We start from the raw sequence: 25412 nt of genomic DNA, 5'->3' as shown, positions 1-25412 counted from the left end.
GCCGTTAGAACAGAGGCATGACACCTGCTGACGACCACCACGTCACTCTGGCCTCGGGCGTGACCATCCCGCAGGTCGGGTTCGGCACGTTCCAGATCCCGCCGGAGGAGACCCAGGCCGCCGTCGAGCACGCGCTCGGCTACGGCTACCGGCACATCGACACCGCCGCTGCCTACAACAACGAGGCCGGCGTCGGCGCCGCCCTGCGCGGGTCCGGCCTCGCCCGCGACGACATTTTCGTCACCACCAAGCTCCGCAACGGCGAGCAGGGGCACGACGCCGCCCTGCGCGCCTTCGACGACAGCCGTCAGCGCCTCGGCGTCGACGTCGTCGACCTCTACCTCATCCACTGGCCGGTCCCGAGCAAGGACCTCTACGTCGAGACCTGGCGCGCGCTCGCCGAGATCAAGGAGAGCGGCGCCGTCCGCGCGATCGGCGTCTCGAACTTCCTCCCCGAGCACCTCCAGCGCCTCGCGGACGAGACGGGTGTGCTGCCCGACGTCAACCAGATCGAGGTCCACCCGACCTTCCAGCAGCGCGCCACGCTCGAGGCCACCCGCACCGCCGGCATCGCCGTCGAGGCCTACTCGCCGCTCGGTCAGGGTGCCGACCTGCAGTCCGAGGAGGTCGCCGAGCTCGCGGACGCCCACGGCGTGACGCCGGGCCAGATCGTGCTGCGCTGGCACGTCCAGCACGGCCACATCGTCATCCCCAAGTCGGTCAACCCGGCGCGCATCGAGGCCAACCTCGACCTCTTCCGGTTCGAGCTGACGGCGGACGAGATGGCCGTCCTCGACGCCATGGACTCCGAGGACCGCGTCGGCGGCGACCCCGCCGTCTTCGACCGCTCGCAGATCCGGGCCTGACACAACCGGTCCCGTCCCACGACCGATCGGGGGCGCTGCCTGCGGGCGGCGCCCCCGTCGTCGTACCGGGGGTCGGCCCACGGCGTCGTTCGTCGTCGTGCGGGGTGGTTGTCGTCGCGCGGATGGTCGTCGTCCCGGATGGTGGCCCTCGCGGCGCCGGCGATGACGGCCCGCCCGGCCCGGCGTATCGTTCCCTGCCACACGCGACGCCGCCCGGCGCCCGCCCGACCAGCTCCCGAAGGAAGTCCTCAGTGACCGTCCCCCTCGCCTACGTCATCGCCGGCTCCGAGGCGACCGGCGGCGCCGGCATCCAGGCCGACCTCAAGACGTTCCAGCAGCTCGGCGTCTACGGCGTCGGCACGCTGACCTGCATCGTCAGCTTCGACCCGACGAACGGCTGGGGCCACCGGTTCGTCCCTGTCGACCCCCAGGTCATCGCCGACCAGATCGAGGCCGCCACCGCGACCCACCCGCTGCGCACCGTGAAGATCGGCATGCTCGGCACCCCGGCCACGATCGACACCGTCGCCGCTGGGCTCGGCTCGCAGGAGTGGGAGAACGTCGTCGTCGACCCGGTGCTCATCTGCAAGGGGCAGGAGCCCGGCGCCGCGCTCGACACCGACAACGCGCTGCGCGAGCAGATCCTGCCGTTCGCCACGGTCATCACCCCGAACGTCTTCGAGTCGACGATCCTGTCCGGCGCGGACTCGATCGGCACCGTGGACGAGCTCGTCGAGGCGGCCAAGGTCATCGGCGCGCACGGCCCGCAGTACGTCTACGCCAAGGGCGGGGCCGAGCTGCCCGGCGACGAGGCCGTCGACGTCCTGTGGGACGGCACCGACATCCACGTCTTCGCCGAGCCCAAGATCGGGGAGCACCGCGTCTCCGGCGCCGGCTGCACCGTCGCCGCGGCGATCACGGCCGAGCTCGCCAAGGGCACCGAGATCCACGACGCCGTGCGGGTCGCCAAGGACATGGTCACCACGGGCATCCGGGCCCGCGTCTCGGCGGCCACCCCGTTCGACACGGTGTGGCAGGGCGCCTACACGCGCTGACCGGTGGGCGGTGGCTGGCGGCAGGTGGCAGGTGACTACCCGCCGGTAGCCACGGCGGCGCGGTCAGGCGCTACCCGTTCCGCTCTAGGTCGGCGGGCCTCACGCGCGTCAGCGCGGGGACCGCGTCGAAGTCAGTGTCGCTGCTCAGCAGCGTCGGCAGTCCGTGGAGCAGAGCGGTCGCTGCATGGACGGCGTCGCGGCCCCGCACGGAGGTCGTCGCGACGAGCTCGAGCGCCCGCTCGAGGACGGTGGTGTCGAACGGGTGCAGGACGCACAGGTCCCTGACCGCACGCACCTGCCGAAGGGCGGCGTCGCGATCGACGCGACGCATCCGGTGGTGGAGGAGTTCCTGGAGCATCTCGACGCTGGCATGCAGCTCGAGCTCACCGGCGGTCGCGAGCTCGACGACGCGCCGGGACGGGGCACGCTCGGCGTGCTCCCCGCCGAGGGCGTACGCGAAGATCGATGTGTCGACGTAGCAGCGCTGCACCGTCATGGCAGCTTCGAGTCGAGGTCGTGCTCGAGGGCGGCCTTCGACCCGGCCCAGTCAGGCTCGGTCGCGGCCTCGTCGGAGTACTCCGCCATCAGTCGCCGTCCGGCGTCCGCACGAGCGTCGTACGCACCCCGCAGCCGGAGGTCGATCGCGTCACGCACGATCGAGGCCACGCTGCGCCCAGACTCACGCGCCTCGCGCTCGAGCCGCTCGTGCCGCTCGGCATCGAGCAGGACCTGCAGCCGCCGCTCCAGCTGGGACATGCTCATACATTAGCAGGTGCAGGTCGTTGGACAACGGGAGCGCGACGGGTGCCGGGGTGAAGGGGACCAGGACGGGGGCCCGGGCCACCCCGGCCCGGACCCCCGTCGATGCGCCTCGCGGTCAGCGGCGGTCGCCGCGCCTCGACGACCAGGCGATGGCCATCCACATCAGCGCGATGAGCGGGGCACCGATCCACAGGTAGTAGGGCTGGGCGCCGGTGTCCCCGACCCAGATCCAGCCGATCCCCCACGCCATCGTGAGGACGACCGCGACCATCGAGATCATCCGTGTCGTGTCCTGCGGCCGGTCGGCCGCCGTGCTGCTCGGTTCCGTCGTCATGAGCTCGCTCCAGTTCTCGGTACGGGAAGGTGTGCGGTCGTCTCGGCATCGGTGTCGGGTACGGGCACGGGCCGGACGCGCGTCGAGGCGGCCGAACCGCGCCATGATGTGACCTGGGCCACGCGCGGAGCATCCCGCATGTCGACCGGGCGCGCAAGTGGTGGCGCGCGGCGGGTCGGGCGCGGGCGCTTGGGCGGGCGTGCGCGCCTGGTCGGGCGGGCGCCTGGTCGAGCGCGCGCGTGCGCGCCTCAGCATCGGCCGCGCGGCCCCGGGTGTCTGCTCGGCAACCTAGAGTGTCGGGGTGCCTCAGGACGTCGTGCTCGAGTGGGTCTCTGAGCTGACCGACGGCGAGATCGAGGCGGCCCTCGGCTCGGCGGCGCTCGAGCGCGCCCAGGGTCTGGCCGGAGCCGGCCACGTCGCGGACGTGACCACCAACGGCGAGGGCAGCGTCGTCGTCGCGCAGGTCGTCGGCAGCCAGGGGGACCGGTACACGGTCGTCGTCCGGGCCGACATCGGTCCGTCCGCCACCGTGTGGCACGGCTCGTGCACGTGCCCGGTCGCGAGCTCCTGCAAGCACGTCGGCGCCGTCCTCCTCGAGCTGCGGGACCGCGCCCGTCGCAGCCCGGACGGCCGGGGATGGGAGGACATCCTCGCCCCCATCGTGGCCGACGGCGCCGCCGCCGGCTCCGAGCTGGCCCCGCTCGGCCTCCAGGTCAGCGAGGTGCAGCGATCGTCAGGGCTGCGCACCCAGCGGCTCGCGATCGGGTCCGACCGGGGCGCCGTCCCCCGGCTCCGGCTCCGCCCGGTCGTGCGCGGGCGCTCCGGCCGCTGGCTCACGGGCGGCCGCTCGTGGTCGTCGGTGACCACCGGCTACACGGCCCAGGACTACGTGCCGGACCACGTCCGGGCGCTCTCGCACCTCAAGGCCTCGGCGCACGGCACCCGGCCCGAGTGGCAGCGTGCCGAGGAGGTCTACCTCGACGAGCTCGACGCGAACGGCTGGCACGCGCTCGTCGAGGCGTACGTGGCGGGCGTCGACCTCGTCGGGGGCCAGGGTGTCGAGCAGCTGCAGCTCGCCCCGGGCGCCACGCTCGGGGTCGACCTCACGGGGGCCGGCGACGGCATCCGCGTCACCCCCTACGTCGAGGTCGACCTCAACGGCGGGCACTCGAGCCTCGTCGGCCCGTTCGCGCCCGCCGAGCGCCCCGGGAGCCGGGTGACGCTCGAGGGCGATCCCGCCTGCGGCGTGTCCGTGCGCTACCCCGACGGCGCGTACGTCCTCGCGCCGCTCGACCACGCGATCGACGCCAACCTCCGCGACCTCACGCTCGCCTCGGTCGTGGTGCCGGAGTCCGACCGCACGCGCTTCACCCACGGGTACCTGCCGCGCCTGCGACAGCGCATCGCCGTGCGCTCCTCGGACTCGTCGGTCGAGATCCCCGACGCGCTCGAGCCGCACGTGCTGCTCACCGTCACCGTGGGCCCGGCGCACCGCAGCCGGGTCGAGCTGGGGTTCCGGTACGTCGGCGGCGACCGGCACGTCGACGTCCCCCTGCGCGGCGGGGAGCTCGACCTTCCGCGCGACGCGGCGACCGAGTCCGGGCTCCTCACCGCCGTCGCGCGCGAGATCAGCCTGGTCCCGCGCCTCCACCCGCCGGAGCAAGCCACGGTCGACCTCACCCCCGCCGAGACCGCGGTCCTCGTCGACCGCGTGGTGCCGCGGATGCGGGAGGCGGGCATCGTCGTCGAGGTGGTCGGGGACGCCGCGGACTTCCGACGCGCGACCGAGGTGGCCACCGTCAGCGTCGCCTCCGCCGAGGGCCTCGACACCTCGACCGACTGGCTCGACCTTCGCGTGAGCGTCCACGTGGGCACGGAGGAGGTGCCGGTCGACGACCTCCTGCAGGCGCTCGCCACCGGGGCCGACCTCGTGGTGCTGCCCTCGGGTACCTACCTCCCCCTCGACACCCCCGAGCTCAACGCGCTGCGCCGCCTCGTCTCGGAGTCGCGGGCCCTGACCGACGCCCCGCCGGGCACGGTCCAGGTCTCCCGGTACCGGTCCGAGCAGCTCGAGGAGCTCGCCCACCTCGACCTGCTCGACGAGGAGATCGCCGCCTGGACCGACTCGTTGCAGGCCCTCGCGGACATCGCCGGCCGCCCCACCCCCGAGCCGCCCGCCGGCCTCGACGCCACGCTGCGCCCCTACCAGCGCGAGGGCTACTCCTGGCTGTCGATGCTGTGGGATGCCCGCGCCGGCGGCATCCTCGCCGACGACATGGGGCTCGGCAAGACCCTCCAGACCCTCGCCGCGATCCAGCGTGGCAAGGAGCGCGGGGAGGTCGGCGGACTCGCGGTGGCCGCGGGACGGGGTGCGGCCGGCGACCACGGCGCGACCCACGTTCCCGGTGCGGCCGGCGACCACGGCGCGGGCACGAACGAGGTGCCCGACGGCGTCGGGCCGGTTCTCGTCGTCTGCCCCACCTCGGTCATCGGTACCTGGGTGCACGAGGCCGAGCGCTTCGCGCCCGGCCTCGAAGTGGTCGCGCTGCGGGCGACCGGGGCACGCCGCGAGGAGGAGCTGGCCGAGGTCGTCACCCGGGCCGACGTCGTCGTCACCTCGTACGCGATCGTGCGCCTCGACATCGACGAGCTCGCACCGGTCCCGTGGTCGGCGCTCGTGCTCGACGAGGCCCAGTTCGTCAAGAATCCCCGCACCGCGACCCACCGCGCCGTCTCCCGTCTCCGCGCGCCGCGCAGGCTCGCCATGACGGGCACGCCGGTCGAGAACTCGGTGGCCGACCTGTGGTCGATCCTCGCCCTCGTCACGCCGGGCCTCCTCCCGAAGGCCGATGTCTTCACCGCCACGTTCCGGCGCCCCATCGAGGCCGGCACGGACCCCGAGCCGCTCGAGGAGCTCCGGCGCAGGATCCGACCGTTCGTTCTGCGGCGGACCAAGGAGCTGGTCGAGCGCGACCTGCCGCCCAAGCAGGAGCAGGTCGTCTACGTCGAGCTCTCCGCCGCGCACCGGCGCAGCTACGACCGGCACCTCCAGCGCGAGCGGCAGCGCATCCTCGGGCTGCTCGACGACATCGGGCGCAACCGCGTCAGCGTCCTCTCGTCACTCACCACGCTCCGGCTCGCGGCGCTCGACCCTGCGCTGGCCGACCGCGAGGGCACCGCCGGCGAGCGCTCGACCAAGATCGACACCCTGCTCGACCACCTCGGTGCCGTGCTCGCCGAGGGCCACCGCGTGCTCGTGTTCAGCCAGTTCACGTCGTTCCTCGCGGCCGTGCGCACGCGCCTCGAGGAGGCCGGGATCTCCCACCTCTACCTCGACGGCTCCACGCGCGACCGCGAGGGCGTGGTGCAGGCGTTCCGCGACGGCGAGGCCCCCGTCTTCCTCATCTCGCTCAAGGCCGGCGGCTTCGGGCTCACGCTGACCGAGGCCGACTACGTCTACCTCCTCGACCCCTGGTGGAACCCGGCCGCCGAGAACCAGGCCGTCGACCGGACCCACCGCATCGGCCAGGACCGGCGGGTCAACGTCTACCGGCTCGTCTCCGCCGGGACGATCGAGGAGAAGGTCCTCGCGCTCCAGGACCGCAAGCGCGACCTCGTCTCACGCGTGGTCGGCGACGGCGGCGCACTGTCCGCCCCGCTCACGCCCGAGGACGTGCGGGACCTGCTCGAGCACTGAGGCGGCAGGGTCTCCGCGGGGCGTGGCGGGCCGATGGCACGGCGCCCGCGCGGCGGGTGTCGCGTACCGGCGCCACTCATGACGCGGCGAGTCGCGGGACGCGGCGACTCAGGTCGTCGCGGGCTGCGGCTCGTCGGCCTGGACCGCCCCCGGACGCGGGCTCACCCGGTCCCAGTGGATGCTGACGAGCGCGAGGACGCCGCCGGACACGGCGAGGGCCACGCCCACCCAGCCCGGGGCGAGGTAGCCGAACCCGCCGGCGATGACGAGGCCACCCAGCCAGGCGCCGAGGGAGTTGCCCACGTTGAAGGCCGCATGGTTGAGCGCGGCGCCGAGCAGCTCGGCCTCCCCCGCGATGTCGATGATCCGCGCCTGGACCGACGGGATGAGCGAGGAGGAGGTGATCCCGATGGCGAGCACGAGGACGAACAGCAGGACCGGGTGCCAGGCGAGCAGGGCGTACAGGGCCATCGCCGCGGTCAGGCCGGAGAATCCGACGACGACCGTGCGGGACAGGTCCCGGTCGCTCGCCCAGCCGCCGATGATGTTGCCGACCACCATGCCCGTGCCGAGGGTGGCGAGCACCCACGGAACGAGCGACTCGGACAGGCCTGCGGTCCGCGTCGCCACCTCGGAGATGTAGGAGTACACGGCGAAGAAGCCGCCGAAACCGATCGCGCCGACGGCGAGCATGAGCCACAGCCGCGGGTTGCGGAACGCCAGCAGCTCGCGCGACGGGTGCCGGTCGGGGTTGCCCGGGACCGCCGGGATCGCCCGCAGGGCGAGCACGAGCGTGAGCGCGAAGATGGCCGCCACCGTCACGTAGGCCCAGCGCCAGCCGGCCTCCTGGCCGAGCCACGTCCCGAGCGGGACCCCCACGACGTTGGCCACCGTGAGGCCGGAGAGCGCGATCGCGACGCCCGCGCCCTGACGCCCGGGGCCCATCAGCCGGGCGGCGAGCAACGAGGCCACCCCGAAGTAGGCGCCGTGCGGGAGCCCGGCCACGAAGCGGGCGACCGCGGTGAGCCCGAAGCCCGGCATGAGGGCGCTGGCGAGGTTCGCCGCCGCGAGCGCGGCCACGAGGACGAGGACGAGCGTGCGCTGGGACATCCGTGCCGTCGCCACCGCCGTGACCGGCGCGCCCACGACGACGCCGAGCGCGTAGGCCGTGACGAGCCAGCCCGCGTGGGCGATCCCCGCCGTCGGGTCGGCCCCGAACCCCGGGACGAGCTCGCCCGCGATCTGCGGCAGCAGACCCATCGTGACGAACTCGGTGGTGCCGATCCCGAACCCGCCGAGCGCGAGCGTGAACAGGGCGAAGTTGCGGCGGGCGGTGCTCAGCATCGACAGGGCCTCCGAGGTGGTTGGCGGCGCGGGACCGTGGGCGATCCTCGGCGTCCAACGTCGTCGTCGGCGCGGTCATTCCGGGTGTGACGGGCCGCTCGTCCGCCCGGACGGGCGCGGCGACCCGGGTGCGGACCGGGACGGGGCGGAGGCGGCGGGTCCCGGGACGGGCGAGGACCGGGACGGGGACTGCGACGGGGACCGCGCGTCAGCCGATCATCCGCGGCGGCTCGCGGTCGACCTCGAGCCGGTCGTCGATCGTGGTGATCCAGCGTCGTACGGCCAGGGCGATGACGATCTGCATGACGCCCCACAGGATCGCGGCGATCGCGATCGTCCACGCGATCACCTCGAGCGAGACCCACGGCCGCCAGATGACGAACGCGCCCACCACCACGAAGAACACCCCCGCGACGACGAGCGGCTGGACCCCGCCGACGTACTTCCGCGCTCGCAGCGCGGTGACGAGCTCCCACAGCCCCATGACGACGGCCCACACCCCGATGACGGTGATCATGAGGGTGGCGACGTTGCCGGGTCGGACGAGCCCGAAGATGCCCGCGCCGAGCTCGACCACGCCGAGGGCGATCGTGAGGATCTTCTGCGTGGGCCGGTCCGGCTCCTGGTCCCGGGCGTCGAGCCGGATGCCCGCGGCGCCGAGGATGTTGAGGAGCCCGTCCACGACGAGGAAGATCGCGAAGAGCTGGATGACGGCGTCGACCATCGCGCCGGGCCACAGGATGACGGCCACGCCGACGGCGATCGCGGCGATGCCGCGGCCTGCCGTGGCCAGCCACGAGGTCCGGAAGATCTGCCGGACGGGGTCGCGTCGGTCCCTCATGGGCTCAGTCAACACCCATGGGGGACCGACGGCGATCACTCGGGCAGGAATCCGAAGATGTCGGCGAACTGGTAGCCGGCGAGGAACACGACGACGGCGACGACGAGCCAGCCGAGCACGTTGCCGACCGGGCCGTTGCGGTACTTGCCCATCAGCTTCTTGTTGTTCATGACGATGATGAGGAAGATCGCCACGACCGGCAGCAGCAGGCCGTTCGCCGCCTGGGCGACGACGATGATCTGGATCGGGTTGAACCCGGTCAGCGCGATGATCCCGCCGACCACGAGGATCGAGACCCACACGATGCGCGCCGGGAGCGAGCGCAGGTCGCTCGAGAGCCCGAGCACCCCGGTGATCGCGTAGGCGGCGCCGAGCGGGCCCGCGATGGCGGAGGTGAACCCGGCGGCGAACAGGCCGAGCGCGAACACCCACGGGGCGGCGTCGCCGAGCAGTGGGGTCAGGGCCTGCGCGAGGTCGGTCCCCTCCTCGGCGGCGATGCCGCGCACGAACATCGAGCCGACGGCCGTGACCATGACGGCGAGCGTGATGAGCCCGCCGATGCCGATCGAGACGGCCGTGTCGGTCCGCGCCTCCTTCATCGCCCGGTCGACCGGGACGTCACCCCAGTTCTCCTTGACCAGCTGCGCCTGGAGGAAGAGGTTGTAGGGCACCACGGTGGTGCCGATGAGCGCGATCGCGGTGAGGATCGCCCCCGAGGGGACCGACGGCACGAACATGCCCTGGAACAGGTCGCCCACGTTCGGCTTCACGATGATCGCCGTCACCACGAAGATGACGACGAGGATCGCGACCATCGCCATCAGCACCTTCTCGATGACCTTGTAGCTCCCCGTCCACAGCAGGGCGAAGATGAGGCCGAGCAGGACGACGACGACGATCCGCGTGTCGACGTCGACCACGTTGGTGACGGCGAGCGCCGTGCCCGACGTGTCGCCGCCCGCGTAGGAGGCGCCGCCGATGCCGATGGCCGCCACCACGAGGACCGCCATGAGCAGGCGGGCCACCGGTGAGTGGAAGACCTCGCGCATGGCCTCGCCGAGCCCGCGGCGGGTGCCGAGGCCGAGTCGGGCGGACATCTCCTGGAGGATGATCGTCGCGACGATCGAGAAGACGATCGTCCACGCCAGCGCGTACCCGACCTCGGCGCCCGTGACTATCGACGTGGTGATCGTGCCGGGGCCGATGAAGGACGCGGCGATGATGAGGCCCGGACCGAACCGCGAGCCGGTGCGACGGCCGGAGACCTTCGCGCCCGGCGCCTGGGTCGCTGCCTCGCCGGCGGTCAGGGGCTCGGAGCTCGAGCCGTGGGGACGCGCGGCCGCCGAGCCGTCCGGTCGCGCGGCGTGCGCGCCGCCCGAACCGTGGGCACCGGAGGCGGGTGCGCCGCCTGCGTGCGTTCCGTCGTCGGTGGACATGGGGGGCTCCTCACGGGACCGGGTCACGTGCGCGGCGCGCTGCCGGCGGCGACGACGGTCGGTTGCGCGGCCACTATGCCTGCCGATCGGCACGCTGTCATACGCAACCGCGGCGTGTCCCGCCGCTCGGACGACCGGATCCGACGGGCGAACCGGACGGACCTAGTATCGATGGGGCGCCCGCATCGGGCCGCGCGCGGCGCGGCAGCACCGGGGCGCCCACCCATCACGAGGAGGTTGCATGTTCATCCGGTCGATCGACGAGGTCCCCAAGGTCGAGTGGGGCCAGGGCACGAGCCAGCGCGTGCTGACCAAGAAGGACGGCATGGGGTTCGCCGTCGCGCACACGGTCGTCCGCAAGGGCACCGAGGCGGCGCTCCAGTACCGCAACCACCTCGAGGCCTGCTACTGCATCGGGGGCAAGGGCTACGTCGTCAGCGAGGACCGTCAGACGCGCTACGAGATCACGCCCGGCGTCATCTACGTGCTCGACGAGCACGACGCCCACTACCTCCAGGGCGGCGAGGACGAGGACCTCATCCTCGTCTCGATCTTCAACCCGCCGATCAACGGCGACGAGGCCCACGAGCTCGTCGACGGCGGCTTCTCGTCCTACGGCCCGACCGAGGCCTGACCGAGGACCGGCGGAGTCCCCTACCGACGAGTGAGGGGACTACCCGCCACGAGTGAGGGGGTTCTTCCGCGTGCTCGCGGAAGAACCCCCTCACTCGTCAGGTTGAGACGCGATTGCTCGCCGACGAGGCGTTGCCACGCTCACTCGTCAGGCGGCTTGCCGCTCACTCGCCAGACGGGGCCGGTCCGGGTATGCCCGCCGTTACGGGAGGCGGGCGTCGAGGTCGAGGACCGCGCGCAGCAGCACCTCGGCGCCGTCGAGCGCCCACTCCGGGGTGATCGCCTCCTCCTCGGCGTGCGAGACGCCGCCGACGCACGGGATGAACAGCATCCCGGTCGGCACCCGCGAGGCGACCTGCACGGCGTCGTGCCCCGCGCCCGAGACCAGCTCCCGCGGCGGATGCCCCAGCTCGCTCATCGCCCGCGTCACGGCGTCGCGCACGAGCGGGTCGAACGTCACGGGCTCGGCCCTCGACGTCTCCGTCACCCGGGCGGTCACTCCCCCGTCCGTGGCGCGCTCGACGGCGGCACGCACCTCGCCGGCCATCGCGTCGAGCTCGGCGGCGTCGGGATGCCGCAGCTCCACCGTGAACCTCGCGCTGCCCGGCACGACGTTCGGGGAGCCGGGCCCGACCACCAGGCGGCCCACCGTCGCGCGTCCCACCTCGGGGCGGGCCAGGCCGATCGCGTGCACGTCGGTCACCACCCGCGCGGCGGCGACGAGGGCGTCCCTGCGCGACTCCATGGGGAACGTGCCGGCGTGCGCGGGCGCGCCGGTCTGCTCGACCTCGAGCCAGCACATCGCCTGCACGCCGGTCACCGTGGCGACCGTCAGGCCCTCGGCCTCCAGCAGCGGGCCCTGCTCGATGTGCGCCTCGAGGTAGGCGGCGTGCTCGTCCGGGGTGACCGTGTCGGTACCGGCCCAGCCGACGTCGGCGAGCGCCTCGGCGAGGGTCTGCCCCTCGGGCGCGCCCGGGACGTCGAGCCCCTCGCGCGAGCGGGAGGCGAGGGCGGTCTCGGCGGCGAGCCGTCCCGCGTACACGGAGCTGCCGCCCATCATCGGCGCGAACCGGGCGCCCTCCTCGTTCGTCCAGTCGACGAGCTCGACGTGGTGCCGTGTCGCGTGACGCGCGCGGTCGAGCGCGTCGAGGACGGCCAGGCCCGCGACGACGCCGTACACCCCGTCGTACCGCCCCGCGGTCGGCTGCGAGTCCAGGTGGGAGCCGATGAGGATCGCCCGGCGGTCCTCCTCGGCGTCGTCGGCCCCAGCGGCGGGACGACGGAGGAACACGTTCCCCACCCGGTCGACACGCGCGACCGCCCCGGCCTCGCCCGCGCGGTCGCGCAACCAGGCGCGGGCGTCGGCGTCGTCGGGCCCCGCCGCGAGGCGGTGGAGCCCGCCCGCCGCGGTCGCGCCGAACGTGCTCACGTGCTCGAGGTCGGCCCAGAGCCGGTCGCCGTCGATGGTCGGGGTGGCAGCGGGGGCGTTCACCGGTCCCGTTCCTCGGCGGCGACGTGCGCGACCTCCGCGGAGTCGTGCGCGCCCGAGACCGCGTGGGCGTTCGGTGCGCCGGCCGGGCGGCGGTAGCGGAAGTCGCAGTGCGAGGCCCCGGACATGATCGTCTGCGTGCGCTCGAGCGTGATGCTCGGGTCGTAGCCGTGGGGGAACTCGAAGTCCCGCGTGCACGAGAGCAGCTCACCGATGTCGCCGAGCCCCATCTCCTGGTACGTCTCGGCGTAGCGGCAGCGGTGGACGTCGTAGGAGTAGACCTCGTCGGTGGCCTCGATGGTCTCGATCTCCTGGGCGTCGTCGGCAAGCCACAGGTGCTGCAGGTCGATGAACGTCCGCAGGTTGGAGCCGCCCGGCTCGCGCTGGGCCAGGCGGGCCCCCTGGGCCCGGGCGTCCTCGCGGATCGCCTCGGAGAGGATCTCCTTGGCCCGCTCCTCGCCGAGGTCGCGCACGAGGATGCGGTACACCGGCGCGAGGATCGCGGCCTCGATCCGGCGGCGGGTGAGGATGGGCAGGTCGTCGTCGTGGGTCGGCGTGGTCATGGGACCAGTGTCCGCCCCCTGTGCATATCGGGGAAGCGGGAGCGCGTCAGGCGAGCTGGAGCAGCGCCACCGTCCACGGCTGGACCGCGTAGTGCCCCTCGACGATCTCGGCCACCGGGGTCGGCCAGACGTTGCCGTCCTCCTCGGCCCACGCCGCGGTGTCGACGACCCGGCGCCACCGCAGATCGTCGTGCTCGCCGCCGAGCGCGAACCGCGCCACCTCGGTCGTCATGTTGACGCACAGGAGGTAGTCGTGGCCGCCGACCGGGGATCCGTCGACGTGCACGCGGACCGCGCGGTCGCCCTCCTCGGTGCCCCGTTCGGCGTCGGGGGCCGTGAAGAGGTAGGTGACGTCGCCGTCGTCGAGGTGCACGCCGCCCCACTCGCGCTGCCGCAGCGCCGGCTCGACGCGCCGCAGGTGGGCGAGCGCCTGCGTGAAGGGCAGGAAGGGGCTGGTGCCCTCGGGGGTCGCCGCCTCGCCGACGTTGTCGTGGTAGGCCGCCTCGACCTCGCCGCTCGGGTCGACGGGCAGCTGCGTGGGGCTGTTCGTCGTCGCGAACCCGTAGTTGGTCCACATCCCGACCGAGTTGAGGGACCACGGGTTGTTGTTGCCGTTCTGGGTGCGGCCGAGCTCGTCGCCGGCGACGATCATCGGCACGCCCCGCGCGAGGAAGAGGACCGTGAGGAACGAGCGCAGGCGTGCCCGGCGCAGCGCCTGGTCGCCGCCGGAGTCCCACGAGCGGTTGTCGTCCGCACCGCCGTCGGACGGGCCGAAGGGGGGCGGGCCGTCGTTGACCTTGTCGTTGTAGGAGACGAGGTCGAGGAGCGTGAAGCCGTCGTGCGCGGTGACGAAGTTGATCGAGCGCGGGGGGCCGCCCTGGTCGTGGAAGTGCGCCCAGTCGCCGTTGACCTGCTCGACGAACGCCATGGTCGAGCCCTCGCCGCGCATGAAGTCGCGCACGGCGTCGCGGAACCGGCCGTTCCACTCCCCCCAGCCGGCGGGGAAGTTGCCGACCTCGTAGCCCCACAGGTCCCATGCCTCGGCGATCACCTCGACCTTCCGGTCCGCCGCCAGGTCGCGGATCGACGTGAGCAGCGGGTGGAGGGTGTGGAACTCCTTCTGCGCCTCCCAGTCCTCGCGGGCGGCGTCGTCGGGCTTGCGACCGAGCACCGGCGCCAGATCGAACCGGAAGCCGTCGACGCCCATGACGTCGGTCCAGTACGCGAGGGAGTCGAGCACGAGGCGCTGCGAGACCTCCGACGAGAAGTTGACCTGGTTGCCGGTGCCCGTCGCGCCGTCGACGAGGACGTGGTCGTCCGTCTGGACGTAGTACTCCTCGGTCGCGAAGCCGCCCATCGAGACGAACGCGGACGTGGCCGGGTCACCGCCCCAGCTGCCGCCCTCGCCCGTGTGGTTGAAGACGACGTCGATGTACAGCTCGATGCCCTGGTCGTGGAGCGCGCGGACCATCTCCTTGAACTCGCGGGTCGGCCCACCGGGGCTCTGGTCGGCGGCCAGGTCCCGGTTGGGGGCGAAGAACGCGAGCGTCATGTAGCCCCAGTAGTTCGACGTCCCGTCGTCACCGGGCCGGGCGGTGGTGTCCGTGGCCTGCACCGGGAGGAGCTCGAGCGTGGTGAGGCCCAGGCCCTTGAGGTAGGGCGCGAGCTGGGCGACGCCCTTGTAGGTGCCGCGCGCGTCGTCGTCGATGTTGCGCACGTCCGCGAACCCGCGGCGACCCGCGAGGTCGTCCCCGAGGGTGGCGACGGACGGGTGCGCCGTCAGCGCGTGCGTGTGCGCCTCGTAGATGCTCGTCCCCTCGGGCGGGAGGTGGGGGCGGGTGCCGACGGACGTCTCGTCGACGACGACGATCCCCTTCGGTGCGATCCGCCCCGTGTCGACCTCCCGGCGGGGACGACCCTGCTGCGCGTGGGGCTCCGGACCGCCGGCGAAGTCCTCCGGCGTGCCACCGGACTCGCCGATGAGCGGGGAGGACAGGTTGTGCGTGATCTCGCGGGCGTAGGGGTCGAGGAGGACCTTGTTGGGGTTGAACCGGTTGCCCACCTCGTCGAGGTCCGCGCTGAAGCCGGCCGCCGAGCCGCCGCGCGACCAGGCGTCGTCCGGCTCGAAACCGGGACCCCAGACGCGGTAGCCGTACAGGGTGCCGTGGCCCGCCCCCGCGACGGCCGCGCGCCAGACGCCGTCCTCGCCGCGCTGCGTGTCGAACTCCGCGGACGCGTCGGCACCGGTCGCGCTCGGGTAGATCTCGAGCAGGACGCGGGTGGCGAGGGGCGCGTGGACCGCGAAGGTCGTGCGCGAGGTGGGGGTGGTGGTGCCGGTGCCGGTGTCGGTGTCGGTCGAGAGTGCGGCGTGGGCCCCGAGCGGGTAGGTCGCGGTGGACCATGACGCCTCGTCGACCGGGGTGGGCGTCTCGCCGGTGGCGGAGGCCGACGTGTCGTCGCTGGAGGTCGTGTCGTCGCTGGTGGTCGTGTCGTCGCTCGTCGGTCCGGGCGTGGGCGTCGGCGTCGCCGTCATGGCAGCGCCCTCCTCGTCGTCGCGGTGGATCGCTGGATCGGTGGGTCGTGGGGCGAAGGAGCGTGCCGGTTCGGTGGTGGTCCCGTGCGGCGTCGTCGTGCCCGCAGGTGTGCCCGCGAGGCCACCAGGGGCCGCGGACCCCGGGGCCGACGAGGTGGTCGTGCTCGGGGGCGTCGGTGCGGTGGGCGCCTCGTCGCGCGCGCGGGCGTCGAGCTGGGGGCGCGCCGGGCCGGCCTCGAGCTCGAGCGGGCCGCGGCGCCGCGCCTTCCGGTTCGCCATGTCGGTCGACCGGCGCAGCCGTCGGGCGGAGACCGCCGTGACGACGCCGGCCCCCACGGCCGTCAGCGCGACCAGGGCCTTGCCGACGGCGTCAGGGATCCCGTTGCTTCGTGCCATGCGTCCATTGTGTCGGGAACCGAGCTGCACCGCCCGGCGTCGGAGCGGCAGTCCGCGTGGCAGCGACGAGATCAGCGGGATGCCGCACGAGTGCGGGGACCGTGCCACGAGTGCGGGGACCGTGCCACGAGTGCGGGGACCGTGCCACGAGTGCGGGGACCGTGCCACGAGTGCGGGGACCGTGCCACGAGTGCGGGGACCGTGCCACGAGTGCGGGGACCGGACCACCGCCGCTGGTCGGGAACGACTGCCCCACGAGATGGGGGGATCGGTCACGAGAGCAGGGGTTGTTTCCCCTGATCTCGTCCGTCTTCCCCTGATCTCGCCGCGGCGAAGATGCGCAGGAGGGGCAGACAGGCCTGGACGGCCGCGAGCTCGTCAGCCTGGGTCAACTACAAGCTTATCAGCCTCGGTCGGCCGAGTGCGCCTCGACCTGGGTCGGCCGAGTGGGCATCAGCCCTGGTCGGTCGAGGGGCGCGTCGCACGGCGCGGGCCGCGGCGCGACGCTCCCGAACCGGCCGGGCGCTGCACCGGCGCACCGCTGCTCGCGTGCCCGCCGCCCTGGCGACCACCGGTCTGCCCGGCCCCGCCATGACGACCGCCGCCCTGGCCGGCGCCGCCCGAGCGACCGCCGCCCTGCTGCGCGGCGTCCCGGCCGCCTCGGCCCGCGCCCTGACGCGCACCCTGCCAGTTGCCGTGCTCGACGAGCGGGGCCTGCCCACCGGAGCGACCACGACCTCGGCCACGACCTCCGCGCCGCCGACCACCACCCGAGCCGGAGCCCGAACCACCGCCGGAGCCCTGGCCGGCGCGGCCACCGCCCTGGCCACCCCGCGCGCCACCACCGGCACCGGGGCCGCCGCCCGCACCAGCACCCCCGCCGGCGCCACCACGCCCCCCGGCCGCCGGCACCTCGGCCACCGGGTTCTCCTTCGCGCTGCCGTCGGCGATCTCGGCGAGGACGCCGTCGCCCGGTCGGACCCGGTGCAGCGTGGGCCGGATGCCGGCGGCACGCATGAGGGTGCGCACGTCAGAGGTCTGGGCGTCGGTCGACAGCGTGACCACGGTGCCCGACGCGCCGGCGCGAGCGGTGCGCCCGGAGCGGTGCAGGTAGGCCTTGTGCTCGGTGGGCGGGTCGGCGTGGACGACGAGCGCGACGTCGTCGACGTGGATCCCCCGCGCCGCGATGTCGGTGGCGACCAGCGTGGGGGCCGATCCCGAGTGGAACGCCTCGAGGTTGCGCTGCCGCGCGCCCTGGCCGAGGTTGCCGTGCAGCTCGACGGCCTGGTGCCCGCGCGAGCCGAGCTGCTTGGTCAGGCGCTTGGCCCCGTGCTTGGTGCGGGTGAAGACGATCGCCCGCTCAGCCTTGCCGGCGAGCTCGGCGACGACGTCGATCCGCTCGTCGTCGCGGACCTGCAGCACGTGGTGCGCGGAGGTGGGGGGCGGCGCGGTGGCGGAGTCGGCCTCGTGGACGACCGGGTCGGTGAGGTACTTCTTCACCACCACGTCGACGCCGGCGTCCAGCGTGGCCGAGAACAGCTGGTGCTGGGCGGCGCGCGGGACGGTGTCGAGGATGCGGCGGACCATCGGGAGGAAGCCCATGTCGGCCATGTGGTCGGCCTCGTCGAGGACGACGATCTCGATCCCGTCGAGCCGCGCCTCGCCCTGACCCATGAGGTCGAGCAGGCGGCCCGGGCAGGCGACGAGGATGTCGACACCGGAACGCAGCGCCGTGACCTGCGGGTTCTGGCCGACCCCGCCGAACACGGTGCGGGTGGTCAGGCCCGCGGCCTTCGCCAGCGGGTCGAGGGTCTCGGTGATCTGCAGGACGAGCTCGCGGGTCGGCGCGAGGATGAGCGCGCGCGGGCGACCGCCGGACGTACGGCGGGGCCGGTCGACGGCCGCGAGGCGCCCGACGAGCGGGAGGCAGAACGCGTAGGTCTTGCCCGAGCCGGTGCGGCCGCGGCCGAGCACGTCGCGTCCCGCGAAGGAGTCCGCGAGCGTGGCGGCCTGGATGGGCGTGGGGGTCGTGATGCCGGCGCGCTCGAGCACGGTCAGCAGGTTCTGGGGCACGCCGAGGCGTGCGAAGGCAGTCGTCATGGAGGGGGTGATGTCCGTCCGTCGTCGTCCCCGTCCGGGCGCTCGTCCCGCGCAGGTCGCGACGGGGGCGCTGGCGGCGGGTGGTCCCGCGGCGCCGGCAGCCCGGGACGAGGAGTGCACGGACTGCGGGTCCAGACTACGTCACACGGGCACCCCGGGGGACGGCAGCGAGACCGAGGTCTCGCTGCCGGCGGTCACCCGCGGGGCGCGCTCGTCGCACGCGCGGGCCACCCGTCGAGACGCGAACGCCCCGCCGGACCGCACCCGCGCAGCCCTGGTTCAGTCGTCGGCGGGCCCCATGAGGTGGAAGACGGCGCCCTGGTCGTCGGCGACGGCGGCGAGCCGCCCGTACGGGGTGTCCCGGGGCTCGACGACGACGGTCCCCCCGATCTCGACGACCCGGCGGACCGAGGCGTCGGTGTCGGGGGTGCCGAAGTAGATCGCCCAGCGCGAGCGCACGTCCGGCCAGTCCTGCAGGCCGGTGATCCCCGCGCCGCCGTCGGGCGCGTCGCCGAGGACCGTGTACGTCAGCTCCTCGGAGCGCTCGAGCTCCCGGCAGTCCCAACCCAGCGCGTCGCCGTAGAAGGTCACGGCGGCGTCGTGGTCGATCGACGCCAGCTCGAACCACACCGGCGTCCCGTTGCCCGGCTGAGCCTGGACGCCCCTGAGGATCTCGGCCTCCCACAGGCCCACCTCACCGTTCGTGGGATCGGTGAGGACGGCGAACCGCCCCCACGACGCCGACGCCTGCGGCGGCACGAGCACGGTAGCCCCGGCCGACTCCGCCGCCGTCACGCTGCCCTCGAGGTGGTCGGTGGCGAGGTAGACCGACCACCGGCCGGACCCGCCCTCGTCGATGGGCCGGAAGCCCGCCACGCGCTCGCCCTCGAGCAGGCCGAACGAGAGCTTCTCCCCCGCCGGCCGGTTGTGCTCCCACCCGAACAGCCGACGGTAGAACTCGGCCGCGCGCTCGGTGTCGGGGACGCAGAGCTCGATCCAGGCGGGGTCGCCCGTGCCGTAGCTGCGCGGGCGCGCGGGGGCCGGGGCCTCGCTCTGCCCGGTCGGCTTACCGGTCGTTCGTGACGTGGCCAAGACGGTCCTCCCAACGGCGCCCCGGGACGGGACGCGAGCGGTCGCTGTCACATCCAGCCTATGCCGCTGGGCCTCGGCCCCGCCGACCGCTCCTCGCCCGCCCAACCGCTCACCTCTCGCCAGATCACCCCTCGGAATGGCATGATCTCCCCAACCTGACGATCGGTTCACCTTTGGCGGACAGGCCCACGAGCCCCTCCGTCGGGACCGAGAAGGACGACACGACGAGGGAGTCGACGCATGACGGTGAGTGAGCGGCTCGCGACCGGGCGTGGTCTGGACAAGGTGGTGGGCTCGGCGGCCGAGGCCGTCGCGGACATCGGCTCGGGGTCGTTGCTGGCGGTGGGCGGGTTCGGTCTGTCCGGCAACCCGTCGTCGCTGATCGACGCGCTGCTGGCGCAGGGCGCGGACGACCTCACGGTGGTGTCGAACAACTGCGGGATCGAGGGCGTGGGGCTCGGCGTGCTGCTGGGCGCGGGGCGGCTGCGGAAGATGGTCGCCAGCTACGTCGGCGAGAACAAGGACTTCGAGTCGCAGTACCTGGGCGGGACCCTCGAGGTCGAGCTCAACCCGCAGGGCACCCTCGCGGAGCGCCTGCGCGCGGGGGGTTCCGGCGTCGCGGCCTTCTACACCCCCACGGGCGTGGGGACGCAGTTCGCGCTGGGCGGCCTGCCGCAGGTGTACAACGCGGACGGGACGGTGGCCAAGGCGTCGGCGCCCAAGGAGACGCGGACGTTCGTCGTCGACGGGGAGCCTCGCTCGTACGTGCTCGAGGAGGCGATCCGGGCGGACTTCGCGCTCGTGCACGCGCTCGTGGCGGACCGGCACGGGAACCTCGTGTTCAACAAGTCCTCGCGGAACTTCAACCCGCTGGCGGCGATGTCCGGGAAGGTGACGATCGTCGAGGCCGAGGAGATCGTCGAGCCCGGCGAGCTCGACCCGGACGACATCCACCTGCCGGGGGTGTTCGTGCACCGCCTGGTCCACGCGCCGGCCACCGAGGGGTCGAAGCCGATCGAGAAGCGGACCGTGCGCACAGAGAACGAGGAGGCCTGACGATATGGCGTGGAGCAAGGAGCAGATGGCCGCGCGGGCGGCGAGCGAGCTGACCGACGGCGACTACGTCAACCTGGGGATCGGGCTGCCGACCCTCGTGCCGAACTACCTCCCCGCAGGCGTGGAGCTGAGCTTCCAGTCGGAGAACGGGATCCTCGGCGTCGGGCCGTTCCCCTTCGAGCACGAGGTCGACCCGGACCTCATCAACGCGGGCAAGCAGACCGTGACGGTGCTGCCGGGCGCGGCGTTCTTCGACTCGGCGATGTCGTTCTCGATGATCCGCGGCGGGAAGATCGACGTGGCGATCCTCGGCGGCATGCAGGTCTCCTCCGGCGGGGACCTGGCGAACTGGATGATCCCGGGGAAGATGGTCAAGGGCCCGGGCGGCGGCATGGACCTGGTCCAGGGCGCGCGCCGGGTCGTGGTGCTCATGCAGCACCAGAACAAGGCCGGCGAGCCGAAGATCCTCACCACCTGCGATCTGCCCCTGACCGGCACCGGCGTGGTCGACCGCGTCATCACCGACCTCGGCGTCCTCGACGTCACCGACGACGGCCTCGTCCTCGTCGAGCTCGCCGACGGCGTGACCACCGACGAGGTCGTGGCCGCCACCGGTGCCGACGTCACCGTGGCCGAGCACCTGCGGGCCACGGCATGAGCGCGGCGGGCACCGCGGGCGCGTCAGGGCCGGAGAGCACGGACACGCGCACGACGACGACCGGCGCCGCCCAGGGGGCGGGCGCCTCGCCGGACGACGTCGTGATCGTGGGCGCGGCACGCACGCCGTTCGTGCGGTTCAACGGTCAGCTGGCGACCCTGTCCGCCGTCGAGCTGGGTGCCACGGCGATCCGCGCGGCGATGGGCCAGGCGGGCGTGTGCGAGGAGGCCGTCGACGTCGTGCTCATGGGCCAGGTGCTCCAGGCCGGCGCCGGCCAGAACCCGGCGCGGCAGGCCGGGCTCGCGGCCGGGGTCCACCCGGGCGCGCACGCGACGACGATCAACAAGGTCTGCCTGTCCTCGCTGGCCGCGATCATCGACGGCGCCCGGCTCATCCGCCTCGGCGAGGCCGAGGTCGTCGTCGCCGGCGGCCAGGAGTCGATGTCCCAGGCCCCCCACCTGCTCGGTGGGACCCGCAAGGGGTGGGCGTACGGGGACCGCACCGCGGTCGACCACCTCGCCCACGACGGCCTGACCGACGCGGTCTCGGGCAACGCGATGGGGCTGGACACCGACCGCTACAGCGCGGCCGACCACCCGGGCCTCACCCGCGAGCAGCAGGACGCCGTGGCCGCGGCGTCGCACGAGCGGGCGGCCGCCGCCCAGGACTCGGGCCGGTTCGACGCCGAGATCGCGCCGGTCACCGTCACGGGCCGCAAGGGCGACACGGTCGTCGACGCCGACGACGGGCTGCGCGCCGGCACCACCCCCGAGTCCCTGGCGAAGCTGCGGCCGGCCTTCACGCCCGAGGGGTCGATCACCGCGGGCAACGCCTCCCAGATCAGCGACGGCGCCGCCGCCCTGGTTCTCGCCCGCAGGTCCACCGCCGAGGCCAACGGGTGGGCGGCCCTCGCGACCGTGCGCGCCTCCGGCCAGGTCGCCGGCCCGGACTCCTCGCTGCACGACCAGCCCGGCAACGCGATCGCCGCCGCGCTGGACCGGCAGGGCTGGGGGGTCGACGACCTCGCCCACGTCGAGATCAACGAGGCCTTCGCCGCGGTCGCCGTCGCGAGCGCCGGCGTGCTCGGCCTCGCCCCCGACGACGAACGGATCAACCCCCACGGCGGGGCCATCGCGCTCGGCCACCCCATCGGCGCGTCCGGCGCGCGACTGGCCGCGCACGCCGTGCACGAGCTCGTACGCGCCGGCACCGGCCGCGCGGCCGTGGCCCTGTGCGGCGGCGGCGGGCAGGGCGACGCGCTGCTGCTCGAGCGCTGAGCGGGGCGCGGGCAGGTCGGCTCAGTCGCTGCCGACCTGCCCCGCGACCCACTCGAGCTGCGCCTCGAACCCGGCCTGCGTGCCGTCGAGCATGCCGCCGAGGAACGGGACCGCGACGCCGGTGAAGCGCTCGCTCTGCACGATCTGCGTCCCACCGTCGACCTCGTCGAGCTCCCACACGTGCACTCCGTCGACGATGCCGCGCACCCCGAACGTCCCGCGCCAGCGCAGCGCCTCGCCGGGGCTCACCTCGAGGACGACGGGCGAGAAGTCCATCGACCCGCCGTCGACGGGCTGCACCGTGATGCCCAGCGTCGCGCCCTCGACGAGATCGCCGTCGAGCCGCACGAGAAACGGGTCCCCGCTCCGGTCGGACCCGGTGAGGACCTCCCACACCTCCTGCGGCGAGGCGTCGACCCAGCGTTCGGCCCGGACCTCACGGGCGCCGACCAGACCGGTCCCGGTGAGAGCGAGTCCGGCCACGACGGCGACGGGCACGCCCACCGCAAGGAGCCGTCGCACGGCTCGCGTGGATCCACCCCGCCCTGCCCGCGCGCTCGTCCGGTGACCGTCATCGCACACTTGCGACAACTGTCGCATCTCGCTCATGCGACAACTGTCGCAGTAGGGTGCGGGCATGTCAACAGACCCGCGCCCCTCCCCCACGCGCCGGACTGCGACCCCCGAGCTCGTGCGCGCCGCCGTGATGGCCCTGCTGCAGACGGGCGGCTGGCCGGCCGTCACGCACGCCGCCGTCGCCGCCCACGCCGGCGTCCACCGCGCGACCGTCTACCGCCGATGGCCGGCCCGCGCCGACCTCCTGCTCGAGGCGATCACCGACGCCGCGAGCCGCCAGATCGACGCCGAGGCGACCGACGACCCCCGGCGCGACCTCGCCGCGCTCCTGCGCCGCACCGCGGAGGGCGTCACCCGCTACCGGGTGGTCATCGACGCGCTGCTCGGAGCACGCGCCGAGTCCGACGAGGTGAACGACGTCGTCGTGCGGTGGTTCGACGCCCGCGAGGCGGGTTTCGGCGCCCTGCTCGCGCACCACGCCGACCGTCTGCCGGGCGTGCCGGACCGCGTCACGCACGCCTTCACGCTGGGCATGGGCGCGGTCTGGGGTCAGCTCGTCCTCCGTCGTCGACCGGCCTCGAGCCTCGACGCCGATGCCGTCGCCGACACCCTGGTCACGGTGCTCGAGAAGCCCTCGCGCACCGCCTGACACTTGCGCACCGGCCCAGAGGTGGACAACCTGGACCAACCCCCACGACCGCGACGATCGGAATGACGTGACGACGAACGAGCCAGGCACGCCGCCCACCGGCGCACCCACGGCCGACGACGAAGGCACCCAGGACCCGAACATCTCGCTCCCCGGCGTGCCCGACGACCTCCCCGAGACGGTCCATCTGCCCAGCGAGGTGCAGATCGCGGACGACGACACCGACGACGAGATCGCCGACAAGCTCCGCGCCCACGGCGTCCGCATCGGGTGGGGACTCGTGGCGCCCCGGGTGTTCTGGCCCGCGCTCGTGGTCATCCTCGCGGTCGCGATCATGGCCGTGACCCTCCCGGACACCACCAGCGACGTCTTCACGAGCGTCCAGACGTGGATCACGACGAACCTCAGCTGGTACTACATGCTCGCGGTCGGCGCCTTCGTCGTCATCGCGATCGGCATCGGGCTGTCGAAGTACGGCCGCATCACGCTGGGCCACGACGGCGAGAAGCCCGAGTTCGGTCTCCTGTCCTGGTTCGCGATGCTCTTCGCCGCCGGCATGGGTATCGGCCTCGTCTTCTACGGCGTCGGCGAGCCGCTGACCTTCGCCACGACGGAGCCGAAGCCCGGCTGGAGCGGTGACGAGGCCGAGATGTCGGCGCACGCGATGGCCCAGACGTTCCTGCACTGGGGCCTGCACCCCTGGGCGATCTACGCCGTCATCGGCCTCGCCCTCGCCTACGCGATCCACCGCCGTGGCCGCCCGGTCTCGATCCGCTGGGCCCTCGAGCCCCTGTTCGGCGACCGGGTCAAGGGCTGGACGGGCGACATCATCGACATCCTCGCCATCTTCGGCACCGTCTTCGGCGTCGCGACCTCGCTCGGTCTCGGCGTCGGTCAGATCTCCGCGGGCATGGCCGAGATCGGCATCGTCGACGAGGTCGACAACACGCTGCTCGTCATCCTCATCATCGGCATCACCTTCCTCGCCACGCTCTCCGTCATCAGCGGCCTCGGCGCCGGCATCAAGATCCTGTCCAACGTCAACCTCTCGATCGCCGGCCTGCTGCTCATCAGCCTGCTGCTCCTGGGCCCGACCGTCTTCCTCCTGCAGAACTTCGTCGAGTCGCTCGGCGCCTACCTCGCCGGGGTCATCGGCATGACGTTCGACGTGGGCGCCTACTACCGCGGCGAGGGCGCCTCCACCTGGTACCAGGACTGGACGATCTTCTACTGGGGCTGGTGGATCTCCTGGTCGCCCTTCGTCGGCGTGTTCATCGCCCGCATCTCGCGCGGCCGGACGGTCCGTCAGTTCATCGCCGGCGTCCTGCTCGTCCCGACGATCGTCGGTTTCCTCTGGTTCTCCGTCCTCGGCGGGACGGGTCTGTTCCGGCAGTTCTTCGGCGAGGGCGACCTCGTCGAGAACGGCGAGGTCGGCGTCGAGGCAGTTCTGTTCCAGGTGCTCGGCGACCTGCCGATGGGCCAGGTGTTCTCGATCGTCGGCATCCTGCTGGTCGCGATCTTCTTCATCACGTCCTCGGACTCCGGGTCCCTCGTGGTCGACATGCTCGCGTCCGGCGGGCACCCGAACCCCCCGGTCTGGTCGCGCGTGCTGTGGGCGGCGCTCGAGGGCCTCCTCGCCGCCGCGCTGCTCCTCGCCGGCGGGCTCGGAGCGCTGCAGTCGGCGGCGCTCGCCACCGCCCTGCCGTTCAGCATCGTCCTGCTCCTCATGGCGTGGGCGACCATCCGAGCACTGCGCATCGACTCCCAGATCCTCGAGCGGGAGGAGCTCATGCAACGCATCGGCACCGCCAGCGAGCTCACCCGCATGGAGATCGCCGGGAAGATCGACAAGCTGCCCCAGCTCGAGCGGTTCGTCGACAACCGGATCGACTACCGGATCTCCCGCAGCCGGGGGATCTTCGACCGGCGCGAGGGCGGCCCTGCCCGGAGCTCGAGCGGCGGCAAGGAGCGCCGTGAGGACGGCGGCAATGAGCGCGGCAAGGGTCGGCGCGGGAAGTCTGACGGCTGACGGTCGCGCGTTCCGGGCCGGGTCGG

Annotated in this window: 21 protein-coding genes; 9 read left to right on the top strand and 12 right to left on the bottom strand. The window is 73.3% G+C overall.

The window, feature by feature from the left end:
- Positions 1–17 precede the first annotated feature (17 nt).
- Together ACZLMO_RS06495 and thiD are read left to right on the top strand one after the other, a co-directional pair.
- The gene (locus ACZLMO_RS06495; RefSeq protein WP_463653230.1) at positions 18–866 is read left to right on the top strand and encodes an aldo/keto reductase; all 849 of its coding nucleotides are present in this window, start codon (positions 18–20) and stop codon (positions 864–866) included.
- Positions 867–1117: 251 nt separating this feature from the next.
- Positions 1118–1921 (top strand): bifunctional hydroxymethylpyrimidine kinase/phosphomethylpyrimidine kinase, encoded by an 804-nt coding sequence (gene thiD / locus ACZLMO_RS06490; protein WP_425713901.1) that lies wholly within the window; start codon positions 1118–1120, stop codon positions 1919–1921.
- Positions 1922–1991: 70 nt separating this feature from the next.
- On the opposite strand, the gene ACZLMO_RS06485 is transcribed toward thiD, so the two are convergent.
- From ACZLMO_RS06485 to ACZLMO_RS06475, 3 genes are all read right to left on the bottom strand, one after another.
- A complete protein-coding gene (locus ACZLMO_RS06485; protein WP_425713902.1) occupies positions 1992–2417 on the bottom strand; it encodes a type II toxin-antitoxin system VapC family toxin in 426 nt (141 codons plus the stop codon).
- Positions 2414–2677, bottom strand: a complete 264-nt coding sequence (locus ACZLMO_RS06480) for a hypothetical protein (RefSeq protein WP_425713903.1) — start codon at positions 2675–2677, stop codon at positions 2414–2416. The genes ACZLMO_RS06485 and ACZLMO_RS06480 overlap by 4 nt, the downstream gene beginning before the upstream one ends.
- Positions 2678–2798: 121 nt before the next feature.
- The gene (locus ACZLMO_RS06475; RefSeq protein ID WP_425713904.1) at positions 2799–3017 is read right to left on the bottom strand and encodes a hypothetical protein; all 219 of its coding nucleotides are present in this window, start codon (positions 3015–3017) and stop codon (positions 2799–2801) included.
- 301 nt (positions 3018–3318) lie between these two features.
- Here ACZLMO_RS06475 and ACZLMO_RS06470 point away from each other — a divergent pair, with 301 nt between their 5' ends.
- Positions 3319–6714, top strand: coding sequence for a DEAD/DEAH box helicase (locus tag ACZLMO_RS06470; RefSeq protein ID WP_463653229.1), 3396 nt, complete (start codon positions 3319–3321; stop codon positions 6712–6714).
- 108 nt (positions 6715–6822) lie between these two features.
- Here the strand turns inward: ACZLMO_RS06470 and ACZLMO_RS06465 are convergent, their stop codons facing one another.
- The 3 genes from ACZLMO_RS06465 to ACZLMO_RS06455 all read right to left on the bottom strand — a co-directional run bounded on the left by ACZLMO_RS06465 (position 6823) and on the right by ACZLMO_RS06455 (position 10335).
- Positions 6823–8058: an MFS transporter gene (locus tag ACZLMO_RS06465; protein WP_425713906.1), complete on the bottom strand. Its 1236-nt coding sequence runs from the start codon at positions 8056–8058 to the stop codon at positions 6823–6825.
- 208 nt (positions 8059–8266) lie between these two features.
- Positions 8267–8899 (bottom strand): HdeD family acid-resistance protein, encoded by a 633-nt coding sequence (locus tag ACZLMO_RS06460; protein WP_463653228.1) that lies wholly within the window; start codon positions 8897–8899, stop codon positions 8267–8269.
- Positions 8900–8934: 35 nt separating this feature from the next.
- On the bottom strand, positions 8935–10335 hold the full coding sequence (locus ACZLMO_RS06455; protein WP_463653227.1) for an Nramp family divalent metal transporter: 1401 nt from the start codon (positions 10333–10335) through the stop codon (positions 8935–8937).
- A 241-nt stretch (positions 10336–10576) separates the two neighbouring features.
- Between ACZLMO_RS06455 and ACZLMO_RS06450 the strand changes: the two genes are divergently transcribed.
- Entirely contained in the window at positions 10577–10969 is a 393-nt protein-coding gene (locus ACZLMO_RS06450) for an ectoine synthase (protein ID WP_425713909.1), read from the top strand.
- Positions 10970–11170: 201 nt separating this feature from the next.
- On the opposite strand, the gene ACZLMO_RS06445 is transcribed toward ACZLMO_RS06450, so the two are convergent.
- From ACZLMO_RS06445 to ACZLMO_RS06425, 5 genes are all read right to left on the bottom strand, one after another.
- On the bottom strand, positions 11171–12460 hold the full coding sequence (locus tag ACZLMO_RS06445; protein ID WP_425713910.1) for a hydantoinase/carbamoylase family amidase: 1290 nt from the start codon (positions 12458–12460) through the stop codon (positions 11171–11173).
- Positions 12457–13020, bottom strand: coding sequence for an L-2-amino-thiazoline-4-carboxylic acid hydrolase (locus tag ACZLMO_RS06440; RefSeq protein WP_425713911.1), 564 nt, complete (start codon positions 13018–13020; stop codon positions 12457–12459). Before ACZLMO_RS06440 ends, ACZLMO_RS06445 begins: the two co-directional genes overlap by 4 nt.
- Positions 13021–13066: 46 nt before the next feature.
- A complete protein-coding gene (locus tag ACZLMO_RS06435; RefSeq protein ID WP_425713912.1) occupies positions 13067–15949 on the bottom strand; it encodes an alpha-amylase family glycosyl hydrolase in 2883 nt (960 codons plus the stop codon).
- 453 nt (positions 15950–16402) lie between these two features.
- A complete protein-coding gene (locus ACZLMO_RS06430) occupies positions 16403–18049 on the bottom strand; it encodes a DEAD/DEAH box helicase (RefSeq protein ID WP_425713913.1) in 1647 nt (548 codons plus the stop codon).
- A 279-nt stretch (positions 18050–18328) separates the two neighbouring features.
- Positions 18329–19141 carry a VOC family protein gene (locus ACZLMO_RS06425; protein WP_425713914.1) on the bottom strand — a complete coding sequence of 271 codons (813 nt, stop codon included), beginning with the start codon at positions 19139–19141 and terminating at the stop codon, positions 18329–18331.
- Positions 19142–19381: 240 nt separating this feature from the next.
- Here ACZLMO_RS06425 and ACZLMO_RS06420 point away from each other — a divergent pair, with 240 nt between their 5' ends.
- From ACZLMO_RS06420 to ACZLMO_RS06410, 3 genes are read left to right on the top strand one after another with little or no spacing between them, the layout of a single operon-like run.
- Positions 19382–20197, top strand: a complete 816-nt coding sequence (locus ACZLMO_RS06420) for a CoA transferase subunit A (RefSeq protein ID WP_463653226.1) — start codon at positions 19382–19384, stop codon at positions 20195–20197.
- Positions 20198–20201: 4 nt separating this feature from the next.
- Entirely contained in the window at positions 20202–20855 is a 654-nt protein-coding gene (locus tag ACZLMO_RS06415) for a CoA transferase subunit B (protein WP_463653225.1), read from the top strand.
- Positions 20852–22132, top strand: a complete 1281-nt coding sequence (locus ACZLMO_RS06410; protein WP_463653224.1) for an acetyl-CoA C-acyltransferase — start codon at positions 20852–20854, stop codon at positions 22130–22132. Before ACZLMO_RS06415 ends, ACZLMO_RS06410 begins: the two co-directional genes overlap by 4 nt.
- A 21-nt stretch (positions 22133–22153) precedes the next feature.
- Here ACZLMO_RS06410 and ACZLMO_RS06405 read toward each other — a convergent pair whose 3' ends face one another.
- The gene (locus ACZLMO_RS06405; protein WP_463653223.1) at positions 22154–22654 is read right to left on the bottom strand and encodes an SRPBCC family protein; all 501 of its coding nucleotides are present in this window, start codon (positions 22652–22654) and stop codon (positions 22154–22156) included.
- A gap of 115 nt (positions 22655–22769) precedes the next feature.
- Here ACZLMO_RS06405 and ACZLMO_RS06400 point away from each other — a divergent pair, with 115 nt between their 5' ends.
- Both ACZLMO_RS06400 and ACZLMO_RS06395 read left to right on the top strand, forming a co-directional pair.
- Positions 22770–23357 (top strand): TetR/AcrR family transcriptional regulator, encoded by a 588-nt coding sequence (locus ACZLMO_RS06400; protein ID WP_463653222.1) that lies wholly within the window; start codon positions 22770–22772, stop codon positions 23355–23357.
- Positions 23358–23424: 67 nt separating this feature from the next.
- Entirely contained in the window at positions 23425–25386 is a 1962-nt protein-coding gene (locus ACZLMO_RS06395) for a BCCT family transporter (RefSeq protein WP_463653221.1), read from the top strand.
- Positions 25387–25412 lie beyond the last annotated feature (26 nt).

The organism is Georgenia sp. G2120, assembly GCF_055326485.1.
The sequence above is the reverse complement of the archived record's forward strand: the minus strand, read 5'-3'. Positions and strand labels throughout refer to the sequence as shown.

Bases quoted from the DNA above. Each gene is read 5' to 3' on its own strand.
- ACZLMO_RS06495 (WP_463653230.1), top strand. From the start codon at position 18: ATGACACCTGCTGACGACCACCACGTCACTCTGGCCTCGGGCGTGACC.
- ACZLMO_RS06485 (WP_425713902.1), bottom strand. From the start codon at position 2,417: ATGACGGTGCAGCGCTGCTACGTCGACACATCGATCTTCGCGTACGCC.
- ACZLMO_RS06480 (WP_425713903.1), bottom strand. From the start codon at position 2,677: ATGTCCCAGCTGGAGCGGCGGCTGCAGGTCCTGCTCGATGCCGAGCGG.
- ACZLMO_RS06475 (WP_425713904.1), bottom strand. From the start codon at position 3,017: ATGACGACGGAACCGAGCAGCACGGCGGCCGACCGGCCGCAGGACACG.
- ACZLMO_RS06465 (WP_425713906.1), bottom strand. From the start codon at position 8,058: ATGCTGAGCACCGCCCGCCGCAACTTCGCCCTGTTCACGCTCGCGCTC.
- ACZLMO_RS06460 (WP_463653228.1), bottom strand. From the start codon at position 8,899: ATGAGGGACCGACGCGACCCCGTCCGGCAGATCTTCCGGACCTCGTGG.
- ACZLMO_RS06455 (WP_463653227.1), bottom strand. From the start codon at position 10,335: ATGTCCACCGACGACGGAACGCACGCAGGCGGCGCACCCGCCTCCGGT.
- ACZLMO_RS06450 (WP_425713909.1), top strand. From the start codon at position 10,577: ATGTTCATCCGGTCGATCGACGAGGTCCCCAAGGTCGAGTGGGGCCAG.
- ACZLMO_RS06440 (WP_425713911.1), bottom strand. From the start codon at position 13,020: ATGACCACGCCGACCCACGACGACGACCTGCCCATCCTCACCCGCCGC.
- ACZLMO_RS06435 (WP_425713912.1), bottom strand. From the start codon at position 15,949: ATGGCACGAAGCAACGGGATCCCTGACGCCGTCGGCAAGGCCCTGGTC.
- ACZLMO_RS06430 (WP_425713913.1), bottom strand. From the start codon at position 18,049: ATGACGACTGCCTTCGCACGCCTCGGCGTGCCCCAGAACCTGCTGACC.
- ACZLMO_RS06420 (WP_463653226.1), top strand. From the start codon at position 19,382: ATGACGGTGAGTGAGCGGCTCGCGACCGGGCGTGGTCTGGACAAGGTG.
- ACZLMO_RS06415 (WP_463653225.1), top strand. From the start codon at position 20,202: ATGGCGTGGAGCAAGGAGCAGATGGCCGCGCGGGCGGCGAGCGAGCTG.
- ACZLMO_RS06410 (WP_463653224.1), top strand. From the start codon at position 20,852: ATGAGCGCGGCGGGCACCGCGGGCGCGTCAGGGCCGGAGAGCACGGAC.
- ACZLMO_RS06400 (WP_463653222.1), top strand. From the start codon at position 22,770: ATGTCAACAGACCCGCGCCCCTCCCCCACGCGCCGGACTGCGACCCCC.